The sequence below is a fragment of the Agarivorans albus genome (assembly GCF_019670105.1).
GTDB classification, from domain to species: domain Bacteria; phylum Pseudomonadota; class Gammaproteobacteria; order Enterobacterales; family Celerinatantimonadaceae; genus Agarivorans; species Agarivorans albus.
In genome coordinates this window covers 1,539,483-1,559,878 of sequence record NZ_AP023032.1, presented here as the reverse complement: position 1 = coordinate 1,559,878, position 20,396 = coordinate 1,539,483, and the positions used below count along the sequence as shown (strand labels likewise).

General features: G+C 44.6%; 12 protein-coding genes. 5 read left to right on the top strand and 7 right to left on the bottom strand.

What is annotated here, in order from left to right; genetic code table 11:
• Positions 1-7: 7 nt before the first annotated feature.
• Genes K5620_RS07230 through K5620_RS07220 form a run of 3 tightly spaced genes read right to left on the bottom strand, consistent with a single transcriptional unit; the run spans position 8 to position 5,041 of the window.
• Positions 8-1,333 (bottom strand): HlyD family type I secretion periplasmic adaptor subunit, encoded by a 1,326-nt coding sequence (locus K5620_RS07230; RefSeq protein ID WP_016402825.1) that lies wholly within the window; start codon positions 1,331-1,333, stop codon positions 8-10.
• Positions 1,334-1,335: 2 nt separating this feature from the next.
• Positions 1,336-3,387, bottom strand: coding sequence for a peptidase domain-containing ABC transporter (locus K5620_RS07225; RefSeq protein ID WP_016402824.1), 2,052 nt, complete (start codon positions 3,385-3,387; stop codon positions 1,336-1,338).
• 1 nt (position 3,388) lies between these two features.
• Positions 3,389-5,041: an ABC transporter transmembrane domain-containing protein gene (locus K5620_RS07220; RefSeq protein WP_016402823.1), complete on the bottom strand. Its 1,653-nt coding sequence runs from the start codon at positions 5,039-5,041 to the stop codon at positions 3,389-3,391.
• A gap of 246 nt (positions 5,042-5,287) precedes the next feature.
• Between K5620_RS07220 and K5620_RS07215 the strand changes: the two genes are divergently transcribed.
• From K5620_RS07215 to putP, 4 genes are all read left to right on the top strand, one after another.
• A complete protein-coding gene (locus K5620_RS07215; RefSeq protein WP_016402822.1) occupies positions 5,288-6,055 on the top strand; it encodes a helix-turn-helix domain-containing protein in 768 nt (255 codons plus the stop codon).
• Between the two features lie 433 nt (positions 6,056-6,488).
• Complete coding sequence (putA, locus tag K5620_RS07210; protein WP_016402821.1) at positions 6,489-9,641, top strand: bifunctional proline dehydrogenase/L-glutamate gamma-semialdehyde dehydrogenase PutA; 3,153 nt, start codon at positions 6,489-6,491, stop codon at positions 9,639-9,641.
• Between the two features lies 1 nt (position 9,642).
• Positions 9,643-10,341 carry a delta-1-pyrroline-5-carboxylate dehydrogenase gene (locus K5620_RS07205; RefSeq protein WP_016402820.1) on the top strand — a complete coding sequence of 233 codons (699 nt, stop codon included), beginning with the start codon at positions 9,643-9,645 and terminating at the stop codon, positions 10,339-10,341.
• Between the two features lie 80 nt (positions 10,342-10,421).
• Positions 10,422-11,918 carry a sodium/proline symporter PutP gene (putP, locus tag K5620_RS07200; RefSeq protein ID WP_016402819.1) on the top strand — a complete coding sequence of 499 codons (1,497 nt, stop codon included), beginning with the start codon at positions 10,422-10,424 and terminating at the stop codon, positions 11,916-11,918.
• A gap of 176 nt (positions 11,919-12,094) precedes the next feature.
• Here putP and K5620_RS07195 read toward each other — a convergent pair whose 3' ends face one another.
• Both K5620_RS07195 and K5620_RS07190 read right to left on the bottom strand, forming a co-directional pair.
• Positions 12,095-12,610 carry a hypothetical protein gene (locus K5620_RS07195; RefSeq protein WP_051147641.1) on the bottom strand — a complete coding sequence of 172 codons (516 nt, stop codon included), beginning with the start codon at positions 12,608-12,610 and terminating at the stop codon, positions 12,095-12,097.
• A 49-nt stretch (positions 12,611-12,659) separates the two neighbouring features.
• Positions 12,660-14,336, bottom strand: a complete 1,677-nt coding sequence (locus K5620_RS07190; protein ID WP_016402818.1) for an ATP-dependent nuclease — start codon at positions 14,334-14,336, stop codon at positions 12,660-12,662.
• 467 nt (positions 14,337-14,803) lie between these two features.
• On the opposite strand from K5620_RS07190, the gene K5620_RS07185 reads away from it, so the two are divergent.
• Positions 14,804-17,482 (top strand): polysaccharide lyase 6 family protein, encoded by a 2,679-nt coding sequence (locus tag K5620_RS07185; RefSeq protein ID WP_016402817.1) that lies wholly within the window; start codon positions 14,804-14,806, stop codon positions 17,480-17,482.
• Positions 17,483-17,540: 58 nt separating this feature from the next.
• Here K5620_RS07185 and K5620_RS07180 read toward each other — a convergent pair whose 3' ends face one another.
• Both K5620_RS07180 and K5620_RS07175 read right to left on the bottom strand, forming a co-directional pair.
• Positions 17,541-18,977, bottom strand: a complete 1,437-nt coding sequence (locus K5620_RS07180; RefSeq protein ID WP_016402816.1) for a right-handed parallel beta-helix repeat-containing protein — start codon at positions 18,975-18,977, stop codon at positions 17,541-17,543.
• Between the two features lie 362 nt (positions 18,978-19,339).
• A complete protein-coding gene (locus tag K5620_RS07175; RefSeq protein WP_016402815.1) occupies positions 19,340-20,299 on the bottom strand; it encodes a sensor domain-containing diguanylate cyclase in 960 nt (319 codons plus the stop codon).
• Positions 20,300-20,396: the final 97 nt, after the last annotated feature.

Here is a 20,396-nt window from a genome sequence, read left to right as displayed (position 1 = left end):
ACCTCTCTTAACGTTCGCCAAAGGCAGTGGTTATGTTGGTAAATACTGGCTTCCATAAGTATTGAAATACCGTTTTATCCCCCGTCACAATATCCACCTCACCAGTCATCCCAGGAATAAGGCCAAAGCGCTCAGGGTCATCGTTAAAATAGGGTTTATCTATGCTTATTTTAACTTTGTAAAAAACGCCCCCTTTCTCATCGGTATCTGTAGAAGGAGAAATCCTTTGCACAATCCCATCTAATGCCCCATATCGGCTGTAATCAAAGGCGTCTATTTTCACCCTTGCAGGTTGTCCTTCGGTAACAAAACCAATATCACGTGGAGATAGTTTGGCTTCGATTAGCGCTTCCTTGGTAGTGGGAACAATTACTGCGACAGTTCCGCCTGGTGCAATTACGCTGCCTGAGGAGGTAGTCGGAATAGATTGCACAATCCCATCGACCGGCGCCAAAACAGTAGTTTGAGAAACTTGTGAACCGGAAGACTTTAAACGCGCCTCAACCCCTAACAATTCGGCTTGAGCCTCAGCCCGTTTTTCGCCTACTTGATTGAACAAAGCCGCATTTTTCTGATCTAGTTGCTTACTTAGGTTAGTTAGACTTTTACTTAAAACTTGTTCTTTACCCTCTAAAGATTTTAGCTCTCTTATGTAAGAGTCGAGCTTTTGTTGAGCTTCTAGTAGCTGTAATTTAGAAACCACCTGAATGCCACCTGGTGATTTCATCATGTTGATAGTTTTACGAGAAGCCGCTATTTGATCACTTAATGCTGGCACTTCATTCTCTACTGCTGCTAATTCTGCCTTAGCTTTAGCTATCTCCGATTCTGTTAATGCTGAAGTTGCAGCTAACTCAGCATTCATCCTTTTAAGCGCTGAAACATGCTGCGCCACCAATTTAGGATACTCTGCTTCAAATGCCGAAAAGTTAGCTTGGCGCTGCTCAACAAAGGCGTTATAACGCTCAATACGTAATTCTAAGTTGGCTTGTTTGCTGGCTAATTCTTCCTCTAAAGACTGGCTATCAATGGCCACAAAATTTGCAAGTACATCGCCCTGCTTAACCACGTCACCTTCCTCTACACTCACAGAGGCTAAAGTTCCACCTAGCTGGCTTTGAATAACTTGTCGGTGACCCAGTGGCACTACCTGCCCTTTGGCTTTAGCAATTTCTTCCACAGTGGTAAAAATTGACCACAACAGCATTCCCAATACTGACAACGCAATAAACCACGCAATACGCCTAATCAGCGTTCTCTCCGCGGGGGCTTCAATGGCATCAGTAAATTCATGTTCTGGCCAAATACGATTAGACAATTGACGCTGTTCCATATTTACTGCTCCGTATCACTGTTGGTTTGAGGCTGCTGTGAAGGAATAGGTCCAACATAAGCGGCTGTACCTTTGTCTAAAATTATTACCTTGTCGGCTAGTTGAATTAGCTCTTGATCATGGCTGGTGAAGATAATTGTGGCTTTGCCTCGCAAGCTTTCTAAGGTGCGAATAAATTGGCGTTTAGCATCTGGGTTTCGGTTTGCTAAAGGCTCGTCTAACAGCAAGTACTGAGCCCCTTTTAGTAGTGCTCTTGCTAAAGAAATGTAGCCACCTTCTACCGCCGATAGCATGGCACTGTCATCACCTGCAATTGGCGCATCTAACTGTTCATTTAACGCGCTAAATAACGCTTGCCCACCAGCAGCCAACAACGCATCAATTAATTGTTCATCACTGGCATCAGGATTTGCTACTCGTAGGTTTTCAGCCAAAGTGCCCGGAAATAAATCTGGCTCTGCCGGGCAATAAGCCGCCCATGAGCGCAATAGCTCCGGATCGTACTGGCGAATGTTTTTGTTGTTTATTGCTACATAACCGGCTTGAGGTTCAATTACCCCTAAAGCTGATAGCAACAATGAGGTTTTACCACAGCCATTAGGACCAATGACTGCTACTATTTCTCCAGCGTCTATTTCAGCATTAACGGCCGATAATGCCGGCTCCATTTCGGCTCCATAACGCAAGGTTAAATGTTGAAAAGACACACTAGGTGCGCAGCTCATATCGGGTACATCTAAACGCAGTTCGCTATTTTCGGTTTTCACCTGCATAAATCGGTCAAACTGCTCAGCGGCCCCCTTTAGCAAGGTGAACTTTTGGGTGGAGCTAAACGCTAGTTGCGCTGGGCCGGTAATTCGCCAAATAAGCATGACACAGGCAATCAACGCCCCAGCAGATATTGACTGGTTAAGCACCAAGAAAATGCCACAGAAAACAGTGACCAAGGCAGTGGATAGACTTAAAGCATGAGCAACGGCAGCCATTAGCCCATTGCGCGCCGCATAACGAAAGTTCTGCCGGCTATTCTCACGGCATAAACGGGCAAACTTAGTGGTCCAAGCATCGACTTGCCCGGCCGCTTTTAATTGGGTGAGATTTTTAGCCAACTCGTTAAGCGCATTTTGATACTCACCAGATACCTTAGGAGAAGCGCTTTGAATGTAGCTGCGCATTAGTCGCATAAGTAGGTAAAACACCAGTAACATCAGCAGTGGAACCAGCACCAACCAACCACTTAACAAAGTAATGGTCGCTAAGGCGATGAAGGTAAAAGGTAAATCGATTAAGCCACCTGCAGCAGGACCAGATAACACAGTGCGAACTTTTTCTGCATTACGCATACGCGCCACATGATTGGCAATGCCCACTCGCGATAACACCATTAACGGCATGTTCAGCAAACGGTGAAAGGTAAGTTCAGACAAATCTCTCGCCATGCGATTACTCGCTGAGGACATCACTCTTGCTCTAATCAAGCGAGATGCAACTAAAATGCTTAAGGCCAATGCCGCACCTAAAGCAATACTGGGCAATACCTCAGGTGTTTGACCGCCAATTACACGGTCATAAACTGCCATTGTAAATAGCGGCACGGCTAATCCCGTCAAGCTAGACAATAAACTGAGCCAAAATACCGGCCGATACCATTTACTTCGCTTGCTCACTTGCTCGGCAAAAGCTTTCGCAGAAGATCCCTGCTGAGGCAAGCGCTCAATCATAATTAGATGCGCGTCTTCACCGATAGTTGCGGGGTCACAGGCTTGCCACTGCTGCTCAAACTGTTCCAGTTGCTCACCATGGCGACGCAACAACTTAGGAGCATGATGATCAGATATCAGTACAAAAGGATGAGCCGCTTGAGAAACTAAGGAAGGCAAGTGACGATGCACCGAATAGGCAATATGGTGTTTTTTAAGCAGCCCCACAAAACCCATAACATCTAGCGAATCTATGCGCTGGTCTTGTTCTATATTGGTTGCTTGAGAGTACAAACCAAGTTGCTGCAACAAACTAATTAAGGTGGGTTTTAAATCAGGATTTTGCTGCTCCATGTTAAGCCCCCCTCTGTTGTTTTAACAGCTTGACTAAGCCATCTTCTGCAATTTGCAGTTGTATGTCGCAATGGGCTTTTACTTCGTCAAAATGCGAAGCGATCATCACCGTCATGTCATCGCCTTGCTTACTTAGCAAGGTCAGTAAACGCTGCTGAGCATCAGCATCTAGAGACAACATAGGCTCGTCTAGCAGCAATATCGACGGTTGCTGCGCTAACGCGCGCACCAAAGCGATAAGTTTAATCGCTCCTTTGTTAAGCATTTGATTACCGCTGTCTCCCACGCGGGTTTGATAACCGGCTGGTAACAAGGAAATGGCAGCACTCAAACCCAACTCTTCTGCTAACACCATGGCATTAGCTTCTAATTCAGGCCGAAACAAGGTCATGTTTTCCATCAAACTGCCGGCAAACAAGGTAGGCCACGGCGCTAAATACACCACGGATTGGCGATACTCATTTGCGTCATGCTGGCCAAGTTCAACACCAGCAATATTAATGCTGCCTTGTTGCAACTGATGAAAGCCAGCCAGCGTACTTAATACTAAACTGGCGTGGCTAAGAGGATTAGATTGCACTACCACCATGCTGCCAGCGGGCAAGCTAAAACTCGCGTTTTCAATACAGGCCACCGAAGTTTTAGCACTTAGATGGCTGTATTCAATGGGCCCTGCTGGTAACTTTTGCTGATAGCAATGTTCGGCGCTAAAGCGTTCTCCCTCTAAACTTGTCAACTGCTTTACTTGTTGCATCGCAGACTTAGCGGTAACCATTCGAGAGCGCAGGCTAATAATGGCGCTTAAAGGAGCAACCGCTCGACCCGCTAATATAGAACAAGCCGCTAAGCCACCAGTGGTTAACTGTCCATCTAACACCATTAAACACCCCAACAATACCAATACTAAGGTAGTTCCCTGAGAGGCGCCTTGAATAAACTCTTGCAGCTTGGCTGATAACCAATCAACCCGCTGTTGTTGTTGCAAACGCTTATAGTTAATTTTTCGGTAATTTGCGGCAATGCCACTTTCTAGAGCTAAGGCTTTAGTGGTGGTTAGCCCAGACAATACGTTAATCAACAATCGTGAACGTTCAGCCTCGCTAAGCGCTAAATCTTTAGTGGCTTGGGCTAACTGCTTGCCAAGCAACAATACAAGTAGGCTAATTAATCCCCATACGGCAATCGGGATAAAAACTAAGGGCCCACCAATGTAAGCCACTAAAGCTAAGAAAATAACAACAAATGGGAAATCAATCAGGGCTAAGGCCGCTTGACCAGAATATAGGTCTCGCATACCTGCTATTGAACTTAAGCCATTAAATACCCCGCCCCTGCCAAGTTTCGCAATAGGTTCAAAACTGCTAGCGAGTAGAGCTTTCACCGCATCAATAGTGGTATGCAACTCAAAGTTAGCGGCTGCAGAAGCCAATAACCAGCTACGTATATATCGCAACACTAGTTCTAGTAAAATAGCCACCGCTACACCGAGCATAAGAACCGTAGCCGTGCCGTAGCCTTGGTTAGGTAATATGCGGTCGTAAATCTGCAACATGGCAAAAGGCAAAGCGAGCGAGAGTAAGTTTATAAATGTAGAAGAGAGCAATACATCGATTGCTGACCGGTTTCGAAACAATAGGCTTAACGCATACCTCATTTAGCTGGCTTCCTTTCTCAATAAACACTGCGATGAGTTATTGATAAGCCTAGCAAATAATCGAAGTTTTTCTTTTTTGGTGAGTTTTTAATTTAGCCTGCAAATAAGCCTCAACACATTCATTAACAAAATTGACACAAATACAAAACTAATTCACTATCGGTGAGCGTTAATCTAGCTCATGATTTCAGCATTGCTGTATATGTTGTCATTTAAATCTATTTATTACTTTTTAAACAAACAGATATGAATGAATCAGCCAACTTAGCTCAAGTGCTGGCACTACCCAGCCACTCTCATCACCATAGCCATCAGTATTTTCAGGTGGTGATTGGCTTGCAAGGACAAACCGAGTTTGACATTCAAGGTCAAGCTAATTTGGTTGGGCCAGGTCAAGGTTGTTTAGTGCCAGCCTCTGCGGGTCATGCTTTTACCGGGGTAGGCAGAAATCAAATCTTGGTTATTAATCTGGCCGATACTCAACACGCTAGTTTGCAGACCAAAATCGAGCAATTGTTCGAACATCAATCCTACTTCAAGCTAGCCAACCAGTCGCAAGTTCTCGTCAATGCACTTTGTCAGGAAATGCTAACTAAGCCGCAAGACACCATGCTAGCCGAGGCCTGCGCCAATACCCTGTTGTGTGTATTGCAAAATCACTTGGCTCAAAGCAAACAACATCAAGCTAAGGTCACCCGCCTGCAAATGGAGCATATCGACCGCTACATTCAACAACACTTGCAGCAAAAAATTACAGTGGCGCAACTTGCGGGTTGCGTGTTTTTAGCCGAAAGCCAATTTCATTTATTGTTTCGCCAGCAAACCGGATTAACCCCACACCAATATTTGCTACGCAAACGCTTTAACGCGGCTAAACAGCTTTTAGCTGCACCGCAATTAAGCATTGAACAAATATCGCATCGTTGTGGTTTTGCTAGCCAAAGTAGCTTTACCAGTGCATTTAGCACTTTTTATGGCATCACACCGGCTCGCTACCGTAAACAAGCCAGCTAAAACATCCACGTCGCCTTCGCTCGCCCCACCTAGGCTGACTACACTATAAATAAGCAACGTGAATAACCTGAGCTCGGGATAATAAACCGATTTCTAAGGGCTATTTTTACTTATTTCAGTGTTGAAGCCACTTGCAATAAGCTAACTATTGGCGCGCAGTTTCGCCTAGAACTAAGTAAAACTATCTCGCCAGAAACATGAAGCTAGATTAAGCACTGGGTAGGAGAGTTAATGTCACTCCCTTGTCGCGAGTTCAGGTTAAATAGATTGTTAAACGCTTGCTTCGCTTTTTGTTCATCAACAGAGAATTTCGAAAAAAACGCGGAGTTTTTCGAAATACGCGACGCCCAAAGCGCTCTACAATCGGCCTCTAAATAACAAAGCCGTAACATTCTCTGTCCCCTCGCAGAGGATGGCAACACGAGGACCCAGCATGCACAACACTATGCAACTCGATGCTAAGGCCATGACCCAAGCTTCGTTTATTGAGCAGCCCTTAACCAAGGTTTGGCAATGCATTTCGCCGCTTTACGCTGTAAACGAATCAAGCTGGTTAAGCCAACTTATCCCACTCGCTAAACCTAGCCCAAGTGAATTAACCCAAACTACAGTGTTGGCCACTCAACTTATCGAGCGAGTTCGCGCCGACAAAAATGCCGTGCAAATGATCGACGCCCTGCTGCTTGAATACAGCCTAGATACCCGCGAAGGTATTCTGCTGATGTGCTTGGCAGAAGCGCTAATGCGCATTCCCGATAGTGCCACCGCCGACGCGCTAATTCGTGACAAAATGAGCGTGGCAGACTGGAAGTCTCACCTTAAAAACTCAGACTCACTGTTTGTAAATGCTTCTACCTGGGGTTTAATGCTAACCGGTAAAGTAGTGAGTTTAGATACCCCACAAGATGGCCAAGCCAGCAAGGTGCTCAACAAGCTAGTAAACAAATTCTCCGAGCCGGTAATCCGCCAAGCCATGCATCAAGCCATGAAAATAATGGGGCATCAGTTTGTACTAGGCCGCAATATTCAAGAAGCCTTAAACAATGGCGAGCCTTTGCAACAACAAGGCTTTGCTTATTCTTTTGATATGCTGGGCGAATCGGCCCTTACCCGCCAAGATGCTCAAAAGTATTTTAATGACTATCACCAAGCTATTAGCGTTGTGGCTAAGCAACGCTCAAGTACTAGTGAAGCTCACCCTGCGGCCTCGGTATCAATCAAGCTCTCGGCCTTACATCCTCGCTACGAAGCAGCCAACCACGAAAAGGTACTACAAGAGTTGTTTGATACGGTTTTAGCATTGCTAAAACATGCCCGAGCACAGGATGTTGCCATTACCATTGATGCCGAAGAAGCCGACCGCCTAGAAATATCCTTAAAGCTATTTGCCAAACTCTACCAGCACCAAGCAGTTAAAGGCTGGGGCAAATTCGGTTTAGTGGTGCAGGCCTACTCAAAGCGAGCATTAGCAGTAATTGCTTGGTTAGCTACACTGGCCAAGCAGCAAGGCGATGTCATTCCCATGCGCTTAGTAAAAGGCGCCTATTGGGACAGCGAGTTAAAGTTGTCTCAACAACATGGCCACCACGGCTACCCGGTATTTACACGCAAAGAAGCCACCGACGTGAGCTATTTGGCCTGTGCGCGTTTGTTACTTAGTGAGCATATTCGTGGGCTTATTTACCCGCAGTTTGCCAGCCATAACGCGCAAACTATTGCAGCGGTGTCGGCGATGGCAACTCACCAAGACTTTGAGTTTCAGCGCTTACACGGCATGGGCGATGCGCTATATAGCCATGCCAAACAACTGCTAAATAGCGAAGTACGCATTTACGCCCCGGTGGGCAGCCATAAAGATTTGCTGCCTTATTTGGTGCGCCGTTTATTGGAAAATGGCGCTAATAGCTCGTTTGTTCATCGCTTAGTAGATGCCCGTTGTCCGGTCACCGATTTAACCGTGCATCCGGTAGATTTATTGCAATCACGCAGCTGCTTACATAACCCCAAAATAGCCCTGCCTCCACAATTGTTTGGTGAGCAACGGCAAAACTCCCAAGGCATCGCCACCGACATAGAAAGTGAATGGCAGCCCTTTGAGCAACAAGTCAGCCAGTTTTTAGGCAATCACCAATGGCAAGCCAGCTCAATTATTGAAGGGCAAACTCAAAGTGGCGAACACCATCTTATAACAGCGCCTTACCAACGAACTCAGCAGGTTGGAGAAGTAAAGTGGGCCAATGCAGAACAAGCCTTGCAGGCAATTAATGTAGCAGAACAAGGCTGCCAACTATGGCAACAAACACCAGTAAGCCAACGTGCCAACTACTTGCTGCACTTAGCCGATAAGCTAGAACAAAACATGCCAGAGTTAGTGGCCTTGTGCCATCGCGAAGCGGGCAAAACAGTTTTAGATAGCATTGACGAAATTCGCGAAGCAGTAGATTTTTTACGCTACTACCCGCAGCAAGCCATTCAACACTTTAGCTCACCTATGCAGCAACGCTCGTTTCGTGATGAAGCGCAGCATGTCAGTTACCAAGGGCGTGGCATATTTGTGTGCATTAGCCCTTGGAATTTCCCCTTAGCCATTTTTATCGGCCAAATATCTGCCGCCTTGGTTGCCGGTAATTGCGTCGTCGCCAAGCCTGCCGAGCAAACCAGCCTTATTGCTGCTCGCTGTATCGAGTTACTACTAGAAACAGGTATTCCTAAGCAAGTTATCCAACTCATACTGGGCAATGGCGCGTTGCTAGGGCAAACCTTATGCAGCGATAAACGAATCGCAGGTGTTGCCTTCACCGGCTCAACGCCAACTGCGCAAGCCATTAACAAACAGCTGGCTAAACGCGATGCCTTGCCAGTGCCGTTTATCGCCGAAACCGGTGGCCAAAACGCCATGATAGTAGACAGCACCGCCCTGCCCGAGCAAGTAGTAAGAGATGTATTACGCTCAGCCTTTGCCTCGGCAGGCCAGCGCTGCTCGGCGCTGCGGGTATTGTTTATTCAAGAGGATATAGCCGAACGCGTCTATTCGCTGATTGCTGGAGCTATGCAAGAACTGGCCATTGGTAATCCAGAAAAACTATGTACCGATGTGGGCCCAGTGATAGACCCACAAGCTCAAACAAAACTGCAGGCTCATATTAGCTGGTTAGAAAAGAATGCTCAGCTCATTTACCAAGTAGCGCTTCCAGAAGATTGCAGCAAAGGCAGCTTTGTTGCGCCGTGCGCTTATCAAATTGAAGACATTGCTCAACTTACTCAAGAACACTTTGGCCCTATTTTGCATGTGATTAAATATCAATCAAATCAACTTGATAGGGTGATCGATCAAATAAATCAAAGTGGATTTGGTTTAACCTTGGGCGTGCATAGTCGTAATGAAAGTACCTATCGGCATATCGAGCAGCGTGCTCGAGTGGGTAATTGCTACGTAAATCGAGATCAAGTAGGTGCCGTTGTAGGGGTACAGCCTTTTGGTGGTCAGGGTCTTTCTGGCACTGGTCCTAAAGCGGGTGGCCCGCACTATTTGTACCGTTTTGCTAAGGCGAACATAAGCACTACCCTTGCCCAGCAGGAGCACTAATATGACCACGACTAACAAAGTATTAAAACAAAGTCTTGCGGTGCAAGATGCTTGGCAGCAACAAACGGTGGCTCAACGTAGCGAGTTACTGCTCGCTTGGTCACAACAGCTTGGCCAACGAGACCAAAGCTACCACGAATGTGCAGCAATGATCCGTTTTCAATGCCAACAAGCCCTAGCGCTTATTGCTAACGAGCATGAGCTACAAGGGCCTACAGGCGAAAGCAACCAGCTATATACCGCTGGCCGTGGCTGTTTTTTGTTGGTGGCCGATGAAACTGCTAGCAACGAAGCACTAGTAGGTTTAATGGCCGCAGCGTTAGTGGCTGGTAATACCGTTATTTGTTGTGCAGCAAATAGCCCGATAGACGTAATACTGAGCGACCTACTACGTGCAGGCTGCCCAGATAGAGTGGCACAGCCCTTGGCTTATACCTTGGGACCGCAACTTGCACAAAACAGCCTAGTTGCGGGCATTGCATTAGCAGGCACTAAGCAAAACTGCATGCACTACAACCAGTTGGCGGCAGAGCGAGATGGCCAACTTGCGCAGTTCGTATATGAAACCGATATGCGCAACCTTAGCCAACTCAGTGAACCAACACTTTGTTTGCGCTTTATTACCGAGCGCACACGAACCATAAACATTACCGCCGTGGGTGGTAACGCCAGCCTGCTTGAGCTAGGCAGCGGCGAATAAACCTAAAGGCCTGGTTAGCCATTAGCGGCGACAACCCAAATAAACCAACATGCTGAACTCAGCAATAAAAGGAAAAAGGAATGATTGAAAATAGCTTTGCTATCAGTGCTACATTTATAGCCTATCTAATCGTTATGCTATCAATTGGCATTTACGCCTATAAACGCACCGCCAACTCTGAAGATTACTTCTTAGGTGGTCGCTCACTAGGCCCATGGCCCGCAGCCTTATCGGCTGGTGCATCCGATATGAGTGGTTGGTTACTGCTTGGTTTACCTGGCTACGCTTACGCAGCCGGTATCGAGGCCATTTGGTTGGCCGGCGGCTTACTCGTTGGCACCTGGTTAAACTGGCTGATTTGCGCCAAACGCCTACGCACCTACTCCATCGTGATGGATAACGCCTTAACCATTCCTGAGTTTTTTGCGCGCCGTTTTGAAGATAAATCTAAGTTACTGCAATCAATCTCAGCCTTCTTTATCTTGCTGTTTTTCTTGTTCTATACCAGCTCTGGCTTAGTGGCTGGCGGCAAACTGTTTGAAACAGTATTTGGTTTAGACTACACCACCGCAGTTATTGTCGGCACCATTTGTGTGGTGTCTTACACCCTGTTTGGTGGCTTTTTAGCAGTATCTTGGACCGACTTAGTGCAAGGTTTATTAATGGCCGCCGCCTTAATGATCGTGCCAATTGCCGCAATGGAAGGCTCTTTTGGAGACTTAAGCCAAGCCCTCACTCTTAAAAACCCAGAACTACTAAACCTTTGGACCGACGTAAAAGGCGAGCCTTTATCGGCCATTGCCATTATCTCGCTAGTGGCTTGGGGTTTAGGTTACTTTGGTCAGCCACATATTTTGGCGCGTTTTCAGGCCACTCGAAGCAACAAAGACATCGGCACCGCCCGTCGCATCGCAGTAAGCTGGACAGCTCTATCTATGGCTGGCGCACTACTCATTGGTGTAGTGGGCATTTTGTATGTAGATTCTCACCTAGGTGGCGATATTAAAGATGGCGAAACCATCTTTATGCTGTTGGTTAATGCAATTTTCCACCCAGTAATTGCCGGCATACTATTAGCAGCTATTTTGGCCGCGATTATGAGTACTGCCGACTCACAATTATTAGTATCGTCATCTGCCTTAGCCGAAGACTTCTACAAACAAGTTTTTCGCCCGCAAGCCAGCCAACAAGAGATTGTTAAGGTTGGCCGTATCGCCGTAGTCGCATTGTCGATAGTGGCTTTAATTCTGGCCATGAACCCAGAAAGCTCGGTACTAGGTTTGGTGTCTTACGCATGGGCAGGATTTGGCGCAGCCTTTGGCCCTGCACTACTACTTAGCTTGTTCTGGAAAGACATGAACCGCAACGGCGCACTAGCCGGCGTAGTGTTAGGCGGCGTAACCGTAGTAGTGTGGAAACAACTAAGTGGCGGCTTGTTCGACATTTATGAAATTGTTCCCGGCTTCCTCTTCGCCAGCATTGCCATTATTGCAGTGAGCAAAGCCACAGGTGGCGCAACACCAGCAATTCATAGCATTCACGCTAAATACGAAAAACAGCTGGTAGAATTAGACTAAGCCGTTAACCGCAAGGCAGTTAAATACAGCTAAACAAAAAGCCGTTTACCCAAGGGTAAGCGGCTTTTTAATACTTAATGTCGTTGAGCAGTTAATGCCTACAGTTTCAATTTAAGTGCGCCGGATTTAGCTTATCAAAATCTACCAACTGTTTTAGTTTCATATTAACTGACTTTTTAATTATGGAACCTCTCAGCCAGATTAATGGCTACCTGTCGGTCTAATTTAGGTACAATCTCTAAAATATTATCTGCTGTTAACGGCGAAAAACATCCGAACTTATCACGAATGTCTTTCAAAGCCGCCTCTGATTCATCAAGCACAAGTTCTACCAAATGCCATGCTCGGTCATACCTATCATCACCAGAGCTATCCCAAGTAACTCCTGAATGCCTTTTCATAAAATCATGTGAGAACCAAACCGCTACACCTTCCTCTAAAACTGTAGTCACTTCAAAATCTACAGGAGACAACAAATGTACAGCTTCATGACCTAATTGATAGTATGCTCTGTGGTTTTCGTTTAAACATGAGTTTCCAATCTTTACTCGAATGTTTTTCTTATTAGGATAAAAGACTTGGGGGACATTTGAATGAACCTCTACTGGAAGTATATTCCTCGAATGATTACGCGCACCAAACATCTTCTCTAGTTCATTCACAGCAAGACTTAAAATATCATCTAGACTCAACTAATACTCCTAAGGCATAACGCCTACTAAAAACTTCTTAGTTTATCAACTACCCGTAGACTGCTTTGTTTTTTGTTTCTAATGCTTTTTCTACCGCATCGAAGACAGTTTTAAACCTAGCTGCCCAGACAAAATCATCTTCATTTTCAGCTTTAGTTACTAAATAATTTCTAAGCTGCTGTTTATTATTGTTTGTTTTAACCGTAAAAGGTTTAAGCTTCCCTTCAACATCGGTATCAAAATCACTAAACCAATTCGGATGCTCATCATAGACTTCAATTATCCATTCGTGGGGGAAAAGACCTTCTAGTGAAAAACCATCATGTAAAGTCACAAAGTCCTTTTTAGTTTGAAAAGGTATACTTTTGTTACCAAAGTATTGTTGTAGTGTACGTCTAGTTTTATCACCAGCTGTATCTCCGTCTAGCACAGTTACTACGGGCCTTTCGCTATAAATGTATTCGTATGTAGCCTTCATAAACCCTTCCATGCCAGCTACACCAGTAAAGTCTAAGACTTCAGACTTTCTAACAAATGGCCATTCATGCCCTCCTTCACTATCTGAGGGAACTTTCTCCAAGAACCATTTAAATACTTCCCTATCTGATTTACCTTCCACAAAAATATTTGATACTCCCAAATTGTAAAAATCGCTAAACCTAACGCCTAGAGCTTTCCTTATTGACGTTGTTGCCTCAACATAACTGTCATATTTTATAACTTTTGTTTCTGTACCGTTGTTTACTGTACCAACAACTCTTTGTGGGTCTTGTGAAACAAAACCCAATGAATGCGTTGTGGTAACTAATAATGCTTCATTATTGATTTCTTCCAGCATTTTGTGACAAGAGTCTGCTAATTCTGGATGCAAATACGACTCGGGTTCTTCAATTAACCAGATAGGGTTTTTATCTAGTTTCTTTTCTTCTTTAGTTATCCATAAAAATGAAGCCAATATAGCAGAAGCTTGTATCCCCATACCCTTGCGATCGATAGCAGTTTTGTTTGGGTCGGATAGATGAAATTCAAACTTATGTATCAACTCTTCCAGTGAGTTATTTGGTAATGTAAAATGAGAGCTTATATGCTCTAGCCCTGCCACTTTTAGCTGTTCATCTAAATGACTAGATATCTCACTCAAGCTCTCATTTATTTCTTGTAACTTATCGTTTAAAACTCGAGAAACAGACCTTTTTATAAACGGTTGTAATAAAGAAGTGTACAAATCATCGATACTCTTGGATGATGGAACATAATGACATACAAATTTATCTAGCAATAAAGACACGGCTTGCCTTTGAATTCTAGAGAATGGTTTTGTTGTATCTGGCTTTCGTTTCTCATTAGTAAAGAAAACATATTTAGGTTTTTCTGAGTTTGGAAAGGAAAGGTATAGCTGAAATCTATCAATAGAGCTTTTTGGCTCTTCTAGCATATTATTGAGTTCTTGATAAAGCTCAAAAAAGTCCTTATCAACACCATCTACATCACCACTAAACGTCACGGTAATTGTTGTTTGACCAGTTGTAACTCCAAATGTTTTGTCGCTCTTTGTTTCATAACCTAACTTATTCTCAAAACCTGTAAATATCATCTCTATAGCTTTAAGAATATTTGTTTTACCACTGCTATTGGGACCAACAACTGTTAAGCCTTTAGTTAGATCGACCGTTTGTTCTTGGCCAATGGTTCTGAAGTTTCTTACCCTCAAATTTTCAATTTTCATCTATACGTCTCGAAATCTACCGGTTACTAAATTTATGCTAACTATCCGCTTCTTCAGAGGAATAAAGCCAGCCTAACAGCATTTATATGACCAATCAGCAATCTAGAACAACAAATTGACAAAAAAGTCAGCATCAAAGGATGCAGACCTTGCAAAAAGAAGGAATTGAATTACAGGGCTCTAAGTAACTTGAGTCTCAAGCGCTTATAACCACCCACCAGCCTCATTGTTTCAACTCAATCCTATCTATTTTGTACTACTTATAAAGAGAGATAATTGAGTAAGCTTGCCACTAAGCATGAACAAAGCTTTCATCTAAAGGCTTTATAACTCGACCTTAATCACCAAATCTTTATATGTATTATTAAAATATATTAATACGATCACTTTTTATTGATAACTATTGAGTAAAATGTCGCTTATTGCTTTACCCGCTTACCATTAACAAACAGTGAAAAGGAGATCCCATGTACTTTAAGAAGTACCTGCCAGTTGTTCTTGGCTTAATAGTTGTTGGATGTAATAGCAGTAGCGACTCCCCTGCCACCCCACTAGACCCAACAGACCCCGTAGACCCGCCGGTAATTGTTGATCCGCCAGTTGACCCAGAACCCACCCCAAACGAGCCTAGCTTTGGCCTACCAGAAGGCGTGTTAACTGTTGCTAGCGTAAACTGTACTCAGGTGTTTTCTTCCACTTCGGCCTTGGTGGATGCAGCTTCTAAAGAAATGGACGCAGGTACCACGCTTTGTTTAGCCGATGGTGAATACAGTGGTGATTTTCAACTTAGTTTTGGTGGTAATGGCACCATGGAGCAGCCTATTAAAGTAGCTGCCGAACATCCTGGCAAGGCCATCTTAAAAGGCGGTGAAGTAGCGATAAACATGGGCGGCAGTTATGCCCAGTTGCAAGGGCTAATTTTTGATGGAGTGGAATATGGAAGCAACTTAATTGCTACCCGTTTTGGCACTAACGATTTATGCCACAATTGCCGAATTAGCGAAATCGCAATTATTGATGCCAAAGCGCAAGACGACTACGGGATTTTAGTACATATATACGGCAAAGATGTATGGCTAGACCATAGCGTAATTAGCGGTAAAACCGTGCAAAACCCGATGATTTCATTCAACCGCTGGGTAGATGATAGCTGGGATGAAGCCACTAAACTAGCCGAACTTGCTCAAGGCATTGTGGTGTATAACAACTACATTGCCAATCGCCCGCCCGCCAACAACAAAATGTATGCGGGAAGCAGCGACAACGATTATGAAGCCATTCGCACCGGCTTAAGCTTTACCCACCATTATCCTGGTAATTCATTTATTGTGCGCAATGTATTTGAGCGGATCCAAGGTGAAGCCGAGGTTATCTCTAACAAAGGTTCTAATAACGTTATTGCTTACAATACCATTCGCAATAGCTATGGCTCGTTAACCAACCGCCACGGCAACAGCAACAAAATTGAACACAACTTTATTTTAAGTGAAGACTACCCACTAGCTGGCGGTATTCGTATTGCCGACGACGGCCACTCGGTAGTGAATAACTACATTGAAGGCGCACGCTACCAAAATACTAGCCACCACGGCGGCATAGTATTATTAGGATACGACGGCGCGGGCGATGGTGATAACGGCTACCAACAAGTAGAGAATGTGCACGTAGCTAACAACACCATTGTTGATAGCGTAAACAGCTTAAATATTGACGGCGGCGGCAAACCGCAGCAGCCTAAAACGGTTTATTTGGCCAATAACCTTATCGATAAAGCAATTGGGCCGGTGATTACCCAAGCTGAGCGCGGCATGCTGCCTGATTCAACCGTGGTAGGAAACATCTTCCACGGGCAGGCCTTTTCTGATGACGACGCGGTGCCGTTAGGCACTGCCGGCATTGAGTTTTACTCGGCAAACTTACAAAGAGGAACTGATGAGCTATATCGCCCTTCGGATAGCTCACCTAACTTAGATGCAGTAAGTGACTACAACAAAGGAGATTTTGCTGACGTTAATCTAGATATGGATGGGCAAACCCGCACCGAGCCAAGCAGCGTTGGCGCAGATCAACCGCTAACAAGCAGCGTTAGTTTAAAAGCGCTGAGTTTTGCTGATGTAGGGCCAAGCAGTTATCAAATCAGCAAGCCTCAAGCCACCATGTTAGAAGCAGAGATTATTAATCCTGCCTTTGACGATGAGCTAAACGCTTGGACTAACAACGGTGCTCAAATCGCCGAGGCGAGTGAATCGTTCTCGAGAAGTGCTAGCGCCCAACTTAGTGGCAGTAGCAGCTTAAGCCAAACAGTTCAGTTAAAGGCTAATACCCGATACGCTCTGTCGGCATTTGTAAAAGGCAGTTATCAGCTGGCCTTGGGTGACATAGCAAAGCAAGCAGGCGTAGTTACCGGCGATGACTATAAATGGGTAAGCAGCGAGTTTAACTCTGGCGATGCTACCGAAGCGCTACTTACTTTAAGCCTACCCGACGCAGTAACCACCGATACCGATTTGGTTGATGGAAACTTAGGTGAATTTCGCAGCAATAGTGGCTCGAGTGATGCTTGGGTACAACACGAAGATAGTGGTGCCGGTTTAGGCGATGTTGGTAGCTCTGGCGACAGCGCATTTAGCGACAGCGGCTCTACTAGTAGTGGCTCGGCGCGGATCCGCTTCAAAAATTCGGCCAGCAATCACGATTTTACTGCCACCCCAGGTTTGAGCCAAACCGTTGCTAATATTCCACTAAACACCGAGTTAGAGTACTCGCTGTATTACTGTGACAACAAAGGTGATAGCTCTTTAAGTACCTTACATTACGGCGCAAAAGACAGCACTGGCGCAATAATCGCCCAAGCCTTTGCCCATGTGAAAGACTTAAGCAATGCCCCGCAGGGCAGCGTTAAAAGCTGTTTTAAACAAGTAACGTTAAGCTTTAACTCTGCTGGACATAGTAGCGTAGAGGTATTTGCTTATATGCAAATTGACACGGCAAGCTACAACGATGCTGCAATTTATGCGCATGAACAATTTACTGACAACGAATTAGAAGTGCGAATAGATGAGTTCAAACTTAGCTACTCAGCAGCGCCAGATGCTGCTAGCGAAGCTTTTTTTGATGACATTCGATTAATGAGTCGCGAAGACTAACTGTAAAATAAAACCAAAAAAGCAGCACCTAGGTGCTGCTTTTCTATTTTAGCTAAGCCTATTGGCAAGTATAACCTGACACAACGTTACCATTTTTGTCGTAGTACTGCGGCGCATTGCCGGTGCCGTTAAACGAGCTTTGGTTATAACGAATATTGTTGTTAGTACCGCGTGCAGTACTAGTACTTAAACCACAAGGCACATTGTAAAAAGACGCCGTTACTTGGTAAGGGTTACGCGTTGTAAACTGCGAGGCATTGTTGTCTTCAACCACTAAGTTAGAGAAGCCAAAGGCTAAAATGGTGTTCTCGCCAGTTCCTTTAAAGATGTTTCTAACCAAAGTAATGTTGCTGCTAGCTTGAGCATGGTTTAACGGCGCGTGGTGATCTTGAAAGGCCAATACGTTAATACCCGTAGCAAAGTTGCCTGAAGCACCCACGGTAATAGTATTGCTATCTACCACAATATCGCGGCTGTTATGTTCAACATTGATGCCCGCTGTGAAGTTGTTCTCGATGTCGTCAGACGAGTTAATGTCATCTTCTGTTGTGCTCACTGTGTTACCTGCAACAGTTACGTTAGCCACAGTAGCCAAAGCAATGCCAAACTCATTAGCTCCTTCTACGGTGTTTGAGTTAACTTGCGAACCATTGGCAAACACGACCGGTTTATCACTAAACTGAGCACGGGCTGCTGCATCAAAAAACGGAATATTGGTAAAGCTTGGCGGCACGTATACCCCGTCGTTACCCGCATCTACAGAGATCCCTAAACGCACTCGATTACCACGAATACGGTTATTTGAAATGTTTAGTGTTCCGCCGTTAAGCACCACGTTGTTGGCACTTACATTCCACACATTGTATACCCGGCCAACATCTCGTAGTAATTCGACACTGCGATTCACTTTAATAAAGTCATTATTGGTAATCGACAAATTACGTGGAATTAAACCAGAAGACGCAACGCCAACAGCGGTGTTTTCAAAGGTATTGTTTTCGATGGTGATGTTAGCAATTTGCTGGTAAGCATCTTCGTAAGGAATGTTAATTAAGCGCGCATTAGAGTGGTCGTTACCTGCTTCACTGGCCACTTGGGTATTAGTGTTTTGGCCCTTCTCGTCAATTAGCAGCAAATTACGAATAGTCACATTCGAACTTTGAATATTAAACAAAGGTTGAAAACCGTCATCAGAGGTACGAATGATACGGCTTACGCGAAACCCAGCTGCACCTTGAATAGTTACCGGAGTTTGAATATCAATTTGCTGGTCGGTAAATATGCTGCCTTGAATGGTAATAACATCTACGCCGGTGCCGTTGTTGGCTGCATCTTGCAAACGAGCACTTAGCTGGCTGGCATTGCTGGCCGTATAGTTAGCGGCATTTGCGCCGCTAGCCAAAGCAACGGTTGCTAGAACCGCAATGGCCGAAGGCTTTAACAAAGCCACTAATGATGATGAAACCTTCCTTGAAGCTTGGTGGCGCTTTAACATGAACTGCATCTCCTTGAGTTAAATTCAAGGCAAAGCTAACACCACACATCAACAAATAAAACACAATTGGATTACCAATTTGATCTTTTGTTAACCTGTCTGCATAAATTTTTATTTGTCTAATGCATTAAAAAATCTGAGACAAGGATCACTATATAAATCTAAAAACAATGCCAAGAAAAGCCTTTCCTTGGCGGTTTAAGCTTCATACAGCCAGCTTTAAAACAATAACACTTTACATTTTTAAGAGGTAATACCAGAGGAGTCGCGTTAGCGATCGACAAAATATTCAAACATATTGATTTAAGAAAAGCCGAATATTTAACAATCAAACAAGAAATTGGTTAACCGCGAGGATATTTCTAGCGCTGGCAACTTTTATGACGATACATTAACTGATCAGCTTGCTCTAACGCGCTGTCGATAGAAGGATATTGAGTAAAGTCTACTTCCAACAAACCGTAACTAAAACATAGAGGGTAAGCGAGCTTATGCTGCTTGGCAGCCGCTCTAAGATCGCTGGCGAATCGTTGTAGTATTTCGGTCGCATCCGCTTCGTTGGTATCGGTAAACATTACTACAAACTCGTCTCCGCCCATGCGGGCAAACAGGTCAGACTCTCGAAATGAAACACGCATTTGCTCGGCAAATAAACGTAAGGCATTGTCACCTTCAGCATGACCATATTGATCGTTAATGGGTTTAAACTGGTCTAAATCCATATAGGCAATAGTAAGCGGAATAGCTTGCCTACGGCACATAGCAAAAGAATAATTTGCCAGCTTCATAAAGCCACGACGATTAGAAATACTGGTTAGTTCATCGGTAATCGCCATTTGCAGTGCAGCCAATTCTTGCTCCACCATTACCGCTAAATCATCCAATGCAATTAGGTCATCTTTAGTTAGGCTTTTTGGCTTAGTATCGATAATGCATAAGGTGCCTAGCTTCTCTCCATCTGGAGTAGTAAGTGGGTGCCCAGCATAAAAGCGAATGTGCGGGTAGCCAGTTACCAGTGGGTTATCTGCAAAGCGCGGATCTGCTAGGGCATCTTCAATTTGAAAGGTATCGTCACCTAAAATGGCGTGACCGCAAAAAGAGATGTCACGAGGCGTTTCACTGGCATCAACACCAAAACATGATTTAAACCATTGGCGGTTTTCATCAACCAAACTTACTAAAGCAATTGGCACATCAAATAGCCGTTTGGCCATTCGAGTAATCCGATCAAAGCGCTCTTCTGGCATCGTATCCAAAATATCGAGATCTTTTAAAGCTTTAAGGCGACTTGCTTCGCCAATAGGTGTACTTGGTGCTTGCATAGCTAACTTCTAGTAGGGCAAAAAGTAAACTATAAGTTGATAAATCAACACCATAGAAACTTTGTTGCCGTTAACAAATGTTCAAATTTAGTATCTA

Coding starts and splice junctions, on each gene's coding strand:
- K5620_RS07230 (WP_016402825.1), bottom strand. CDS start 1,333: ATGGAACAGCGTCAATTGTCTAATCGTATTTGGCCAGAACATGAATTT.
- K5620_RS07225 (WP_016402824.1), bottom strand. CDS start 3,387: ATGGAGCAGCAAAATCCTGATTTAAAACCCACCTTAATTAGTTTGTTG.
- K5620_RS07220 (WP_016402823.1), bottom strand. CDS start 5,041: ATGAGGTATGCGTTAAGCCTATTGTTTCGAAACCGGTCAGCAATCGAT.
- K5620_RS07215 (WP_016402822.1), top strand. CDS start 5,288: ATGAATGAATCAGCCAACTTAGCTCAAGTGCTGGCACTACCCAGCCAC.
- putA (WP_016402821.1), top strand. CDS start 6,489: ATGCACAACACTATGCAACTCGATGCTAAGGCCATGACCCAAGCTTCG.
- K5620_RS07205 (WP_016402820.1), top strand. CDS start 9,643: ATGACCACGACTAACAAAGTATTAAAACAAAGTCTTGCGGTGCAAGAT.
- putP (WP_016402819.1), top strand. CDS start 10,422: ATGATTGAAAATAGCTTTGCTATCAGTGCTACATTTATAGCCTATCTA.
- K5620_RS07190 (WP_016402818.1), bottom strand. CDS start 14,336: ATGAAAATTGAAAATTTGAGGGTAAGAAACTTCAGAACCATTGGCCAA.
- K5620_RS07185 (WP_016402817.1), top strand. CDS start 14,804: ATGTACTTTAAGAAGTACCTGCCAGTTGTTCTTGGCTTAATAGTTGTT.
- K5620_RS07180 (WP_016402816.1), bottom strand. CDS start 18,977: ATGTTAAAGCGCCACCAAGCTTCAAGGAAGGTTTCATCATCATTAGTG.
- K5620_RS07175 (WP_016402815.1), bottom strand. CDS start 20,299: ATGCAAGCACCAAGTACACCTATTGGCGAAGCAAGTCGCCTTAAAGCT.